This is a genomic window from Mesorhizobium sp. M1A.F.Ca.IN.020.03.2.1 (assembly GCF_004023205.1).
Classification (GTDB): Bacteria; Pseudomonadota; Alphaproteobacteria; order Rhizobiales; family Rhizobiaceae; genus Mesorhizobium.
In genome coordinates this window covers 1-5,393 of record NZ_RZSV01000309.1, presented here as the reverse complement: position 1 = coordinate 5,393, position 5,393 = coordinate 1, and the positions used below count along the sequence as shown (strand labels likewise).

Genomic DNA, 5,393 nt, shown 5'->3' with positions numbered 1-5,393 from the left:
TCGGCGTGAAAGCGGAAAGGACCGATCGAAGATCGAGCGTATCGAACGCAAGCGTGCCGGAAATAACGGGCAGGGGCTCGCTGAACGAAAAGTCCAGCGCTCCCATGCCGGGGTTGTTGTCCAGCGCCACCGTCGTGTTCTCGAACTTCGCGCGCCCCGCCGAGGCCGCCACCTTGCTCGCGACCGAGACGGAGCCGATCGCAGCACCAGGCGCCATGCCGGCTTGCGACCATTCAAGCAGGCGTCGCAGCGAAGGGGCGGTGAATTTCGCTTGGCCGTCCAGATAGCCGTTCTCCGACATCGAGGCGACGCCGTCGAAAGAAAGTGTGGCGGGCGCCGCCTTGAAGGCGAGCGTGACGGGGGCGACCCCTCCGGCAAACAGCACCAGCGGCTTCGCCGAGGAAAAATCGATCTGGACGCTTTCGCCGCGCCATATGCCGGTCGCCGTGAGCGCGGCGTCGCTGTTCATCGCCGCCCAGTTCACCTGGCCGCTGAGGCTGCTCAGGATCTCGGTATCCTTGCCGCCAACCGAGGTCACGACGCGGCCGTCGCGGAACTCGACGATGCCGAACGGATCGGAAGGGAGTCTGCCGAGGTCGGGCTTCTGCGGGTTCGCGGTGACCACGCCGCGCGCAGTGTCGATCGAGCGGGTGATGCGGCCGCCGGTCGGCAGCGGCGGCAGATAGAGGCCGCTCGCCTTGCGCTCCACCCTGATCGTCGGCCGCACCAGCCTTGCCGTCGAGAATTGGACGTCGCCCTGCACGGCGGCCATGGCCGAGAGATCGACTTCGACGCGCTCGGCTTCGATCACCGGCGGCGCGTCGGTTTCCGTCCATTGCGACAGCGTCACATCGCTGAGGATGGCCCGGAACTTAGGCCACACCTCGATGCGCGGCGAACCGTCGATCGACACGCGAAAGCCGCTCCAGGCGCTCAATTCCCAAGCGATGCGGTCGCGTACGATGCGCGTCGAGGCAATCAGCGGCAAGGCGGCGACGGCGAGCGCGATGACCAGCACCGCAACGCCGATTACCCATACCCCGCGCCGGATCAAAGATGATCTCATCTCGCCCCGTGAGTTTCCATTGCCGACAAATCGCCCGACGGGTGTAGCCGAGCGCCGACGCTTTTCAAGTCTTTATGGCCCTCCGATGGCGTTTGCGCCGTGTCCTTGCCGGCCATTTCAACAAAATCTTGCTCTGCTGCGCTGCGGTATGCATAAGCGATAAACCCGTCCGGTCCGCCAACGCCACGCCGGTTTTGGGACAACGACGCAGGCGACATCAGGCTTAATTGCCGCAATCGCGACGCGCTTTGGGAGGAACGATATGGCTGCCGACACCCCCTTGTGGACGCCGACGCAGGACCGGATCGCCTCCGCGCCCATGACCGCCTTCATGAAAGCTGCGGTTGCGAAGTCTGGCCAGGCTTTCTCCAGCTATGCCGAGCTCCACCGCTGGTCGATCGACGACCGCGAGGCATTCTGGGACCTTGTCTGGGACTTTTGCGGACTTGTCGGCGACAAGGGCGAGCGGGCTCTGGTCGATGGCGAGAAGATGCCTGGCGCCGCCTTCTTTCCCGACGCGAAACTCAATTTCGCCGAGAACCTTCTGAAAAAAACCGGCGGCAGCCTCGCTATCGTGTTCCGGGGCGAGGACAAGGTCGAGCGCCGGCTGTCCTGGAACGAGCTCCATGCGCTCACTTCGCGCCTGCAACAGCTCTTCCTGTCGATCGGCGTCAGAGAGGGCGATCGCATCGCCGCCATGATGCCGAACATGCCGGAGACGGTCGCTGCCATGCTGGCTGCCGCCTCGATCGGCGCGGTCTGGTCTTCCTGCTCACCTGATTTCGGCGAACAGGGCGTGCTCGACCGTTTCGGCCAGATCGAGCCGGTCGTCTTCATCGCGCCTGACGGCTATTGGTACAACGGCAAAGCCATCGAGGTCGCCGACAAGATCCGCGCGGTGGCCGAGAAGCTCGCGACCGTGCGCAAGGTGCTGATCGTCGACTATCTCGGCACGTCGGCCGATGTCGCCGCTACCATCGACCAGGCCGAGGCGCTGGAAGGAGCGCTCTCGCCCTTTGCCGCCAGGCCGCTCGCCTTCGAGCGGCTGCCTTTTTCGCACCCGCTCTACATTCTGTTCTCCTCCGGCACGACCGGAATCCCGAAATGCATCGTGCACTCGGTCGGCGGCACGCTGATCCAGCATGTCAAGGAGCAGCGGCTGCATGCCGGCCTACTGGATGGCGACCGCTTTTTCTACTTCACCACCTGCGGCTGGATGATGTGGAACTGGCTGGTCTCGGGCCTCGCCTCGGGGGCGACGTTGCTGCTCTATGACGGTTCGCCCTTCTACCCCGACGGCAATGCGCTGTTCGATTTCGCCGATGCCGAGAAGATGACCTATTTCGGCACTTCGGCGAAATTCATCGATTCCGTACGCAAGGCAGGGCTGAAGCCGATCGACAGCCACGACCTTGCAAGCGTGCGGACCATCTCATCCACCGGCTCGCCGCTGTCGCCGGAGGATTTCCGCTTCGTCTATGACGGCATCAAGAAGGACGTGCATCTCGCCTCGATATCCGGCGGCACCGACATCGTTTCCTGCTTCGTGCTGGGTGTCCCGACCGAGCCGGTCTGGACCGGCGAGATCCAGGGGCCGGGCCTCGGCCTGGCGGTGGACGTGTGGGACGACGACGGCAAGCCGGTCCGGCAGGAGAAGGGCGAACTCGTCTGCACCAAGGCATTCCCGTCGATGCCGATCGGCTTCTGGAACGATCCGGATGGCAAGAAGTACCACGCGGCCTATTTCGAGCGCTTCGACAACATCTGGTGCCATGGCGACTTCGCCGAATGGACCGCGCATGGCGGCATGATCATCCATGGCCGCTCCGACGCCACGCTCAATCCCGGTGGGGTCAGGATAGGCACGGCTGAGATCTACAACCAGGTCGAGCAGATGCCGGAAATCCTGGAGGCGCTCTGCATCGGCCAGGATTTCGAAAACGATGTGCGCGTCGTGCTGTTCGTGCGGCTGGCCGCCGGCGTGAGCCTCGATGAGGATCTGCAAAAGCGCATCCGCGCCAGAATCCGCTCGGGCGCCAGCCCCCGCCATGTGCCGGCGAAGATCGTTGCCGTCACCGACATCCCGCACACCAAGTCGGGCAAGATCACCGAGCTTGCCGTGCGCGACGTGGTGCATGGTCGCGCCATCAAGAACAAGGAAGCGCTCGCCAATCCGGAGGCGCTGGAGCTGTTCAGGAACCTGCCGCAGCTTGCTGATTAGGCCTCCCCGGCATGGTTAAGAAATAGTGTCGGTCCAATTTACCTAGATTTCACGAGTGGTACACATTCGTAAATTTTTTTGGCTCCCGGTAAGGACTTGTTAAGGGACGGCGCCGATAGTCGCGTGTAACTTGAGGGAGAAATCCCGTTCCTCGTCCCCTGAGGTTCAGCTCAAGCCCCGTTGTGACAGCATCCCATTTTCCAAGGCGTCCTCCAGGACGCCTTTTTCTTTGGCCGAAGCTCGGTCTTGCGGATCGTTATTCGGCCAGCACGCGCGTCGATGGGAAGACGACCTCGACCAGCGTGCCTTCGCCAGGTGTCGATGTGATAGTGAAGCGGGCACGGTTGGCCTCCACCATCGCCTTGGTCAGAGGCAGCCCGAGGCCAGTGCCGTCGCCGCGGCCGCGTTTGAGCGCATTGATCTGCTTGAACGGCTTCAGTGCCTGCTCGATCTCGGCCGGCGTCATGCCGATGCCGGTATCGCGCACGCGCATGACGACGTCGCCGGAGGTCTCGTAGGCGGTGGACACAATCACCTGGCCGCCGGCCTGGGTATAGCGGATGGCGTTGGAAAGTATGTTGAGCGCAATCTGGCGCACACTCCTCAAATCCGCCACCACTTCCGGCAGCCGCGAGGCGAAGCTCGAGCGGATGATGACGCGCTCGCGGTTGGCCTGCGGCTGCATCATCGCCACCGTTTCGGCCAGCGTGTCGTTGAGCGACACCGCCTCATAGGCCATCTCCTGCTGGCCGGCCTCGATTTTGGAGATGTCGAGCAGGTCGTTGACGAGGTCGAGCACGTGGTTGCCCGAACGGTTGATGTCACGCAGATAGTCGCGGTAGCGGTCGTTGGCGACCGGGCCGAACTTCTCGTCCACCATCAGTTCGGAAAAGCCGATGATGGCGTTGAGCGGCGTGCGGATCTCATGGCTGATGCGGGCGAGGAAATCCGTCTTCTGCGAGGAGGCACGCTCGGCCACGGCGCGCGCCTGGGTGAGGTCTTCCTCGGCCCGCTTCCACTGCGTGATGTCGCGCACGACGGCGCAGAAGCCGCTGTCGTTGGGCAGCCTGCCGATGGTCATGAACAGCGGGATGAAGCGCCCTTGCGCCTCGCGGCCGATCACCTCGCGCCCGTCGTTCAGCAAGCTCGCCACGCCAGGTTCGGAAAGGCCGACGAGATAGTCGCGCGCCGCGCGCTGGCTCTCGATGGCGAACAGCGAGGCAAAGGGCTTGCCGGCGATCTCGTCGCTGTCGAAGCCGAACAGGGCTTCAGCCGGGCGGCTGATCGAGCGGATGTTGCCGTCGCGGCCGATCAGCACCACGCCGTCGGTGGCGGTGTCGATGATGGTGCGCATTTCGGCGATTCGCGACTTCAGCTCGGACACGTCCGGCTGCTGGTTCGGCTCGTCATTGGCCGCGCTGAGATGGGCGGAGGGCGCCTCGTCCTCGCCCGAGCGGCGCACCACCAGCATCAGCGCCTTACCGCCGCGCCACGGCACCGAGCGCAGGAGCGCATCGATCGGGAATTCCTGGCTCTGGCGGGTTGTGAGCTTCAGCGAACGGTCGCCTTCGTCAGTCTCGCCATCATCGGCGTAATGGTCGGCGAACAGCGCGCCGAGCCCGCCGGCATCGGCAAGGTCTTCCAGCGCGTCGTAGCCGGTGAGCTCCAGGAACGCCTCATTGGCATAGTGCAGCACGTCGCCGGAATGGATGAGCAGCGGCACAGGCAGCCTGGCGAGGATGGACGTGTCGGGAGCCCTGTCGCCTTCCCCGGTGGAGAAAGCCGAGGGCACGAAGCCCTCGAGCTTGAGCGGCGGCACCGTGAGGCGCGGCCTTTTCGGTGGCGGCGCTTTCGCTTCGCGAGGCTGTCCAGCCGCGGGCAGGGCGCCATCCCTGGCGGAACCGGCCCAGTCCTCGCTGTCTTCCGCGTCGCGAAAATCGTCGGCGGTCATGCCGTCGTCGTCGCCAGCGCCTGCCTCAGGGGCAGGGGCTTCGGCTCCTGGCCGCTCGGCCGTCGGTTCGCCTGCCCTTTCCGCCGCTGCGGTTTGGCGCCTGTCGGGACCCGCTTCCTCCGCTTCATCGGCGGCTTTCTCGCGCCCGGCCTAGT

2 protein-coding genes and 1 pseudogene are annotated in these 5,393 nt (G+C 64.6%); 1 reads left to right on the top strand and 2 read right to left on the bottom strand.

Annotated elements, in window-relative coordinates:
• On the bottom strand, nt 1–1,066 hold a 1,066-nt coding region (locus tag EOA79_RS29185; protein ID WP_128293527.1), incomplete at its 3' end, for an AsmA family protein.
• Nucleotides 1,067–1,328: 262 nt separating this feature from the next.
• Between EOA79_RS29185 and EOA79_RS29180 the strand changes: the two genes are divergently transcribed.
• Entirely contained in the window at nt 1,329–3,287 is a 1,959-nt protein-coding gene (locus EOA79_RS29180; RefSeq protein WP_095825796.1) for an acetoacetate--CoA ligase, read from the top strand.
• 256 nt (nt 3,288–3,543) lie between these two features.
• Here the strand turns inward: EOA79_RS29180 and EOA79_RS29175 are convergent.
• Nucleotides 3,544–5,250: pseudogene (locus tag EOA79_RS29175) on the bottom strand (ATP-binding protein); the annotation flags it as partial.
• Nucleotides 5,251–5,393: the final 143 nt, after the last annotated feature.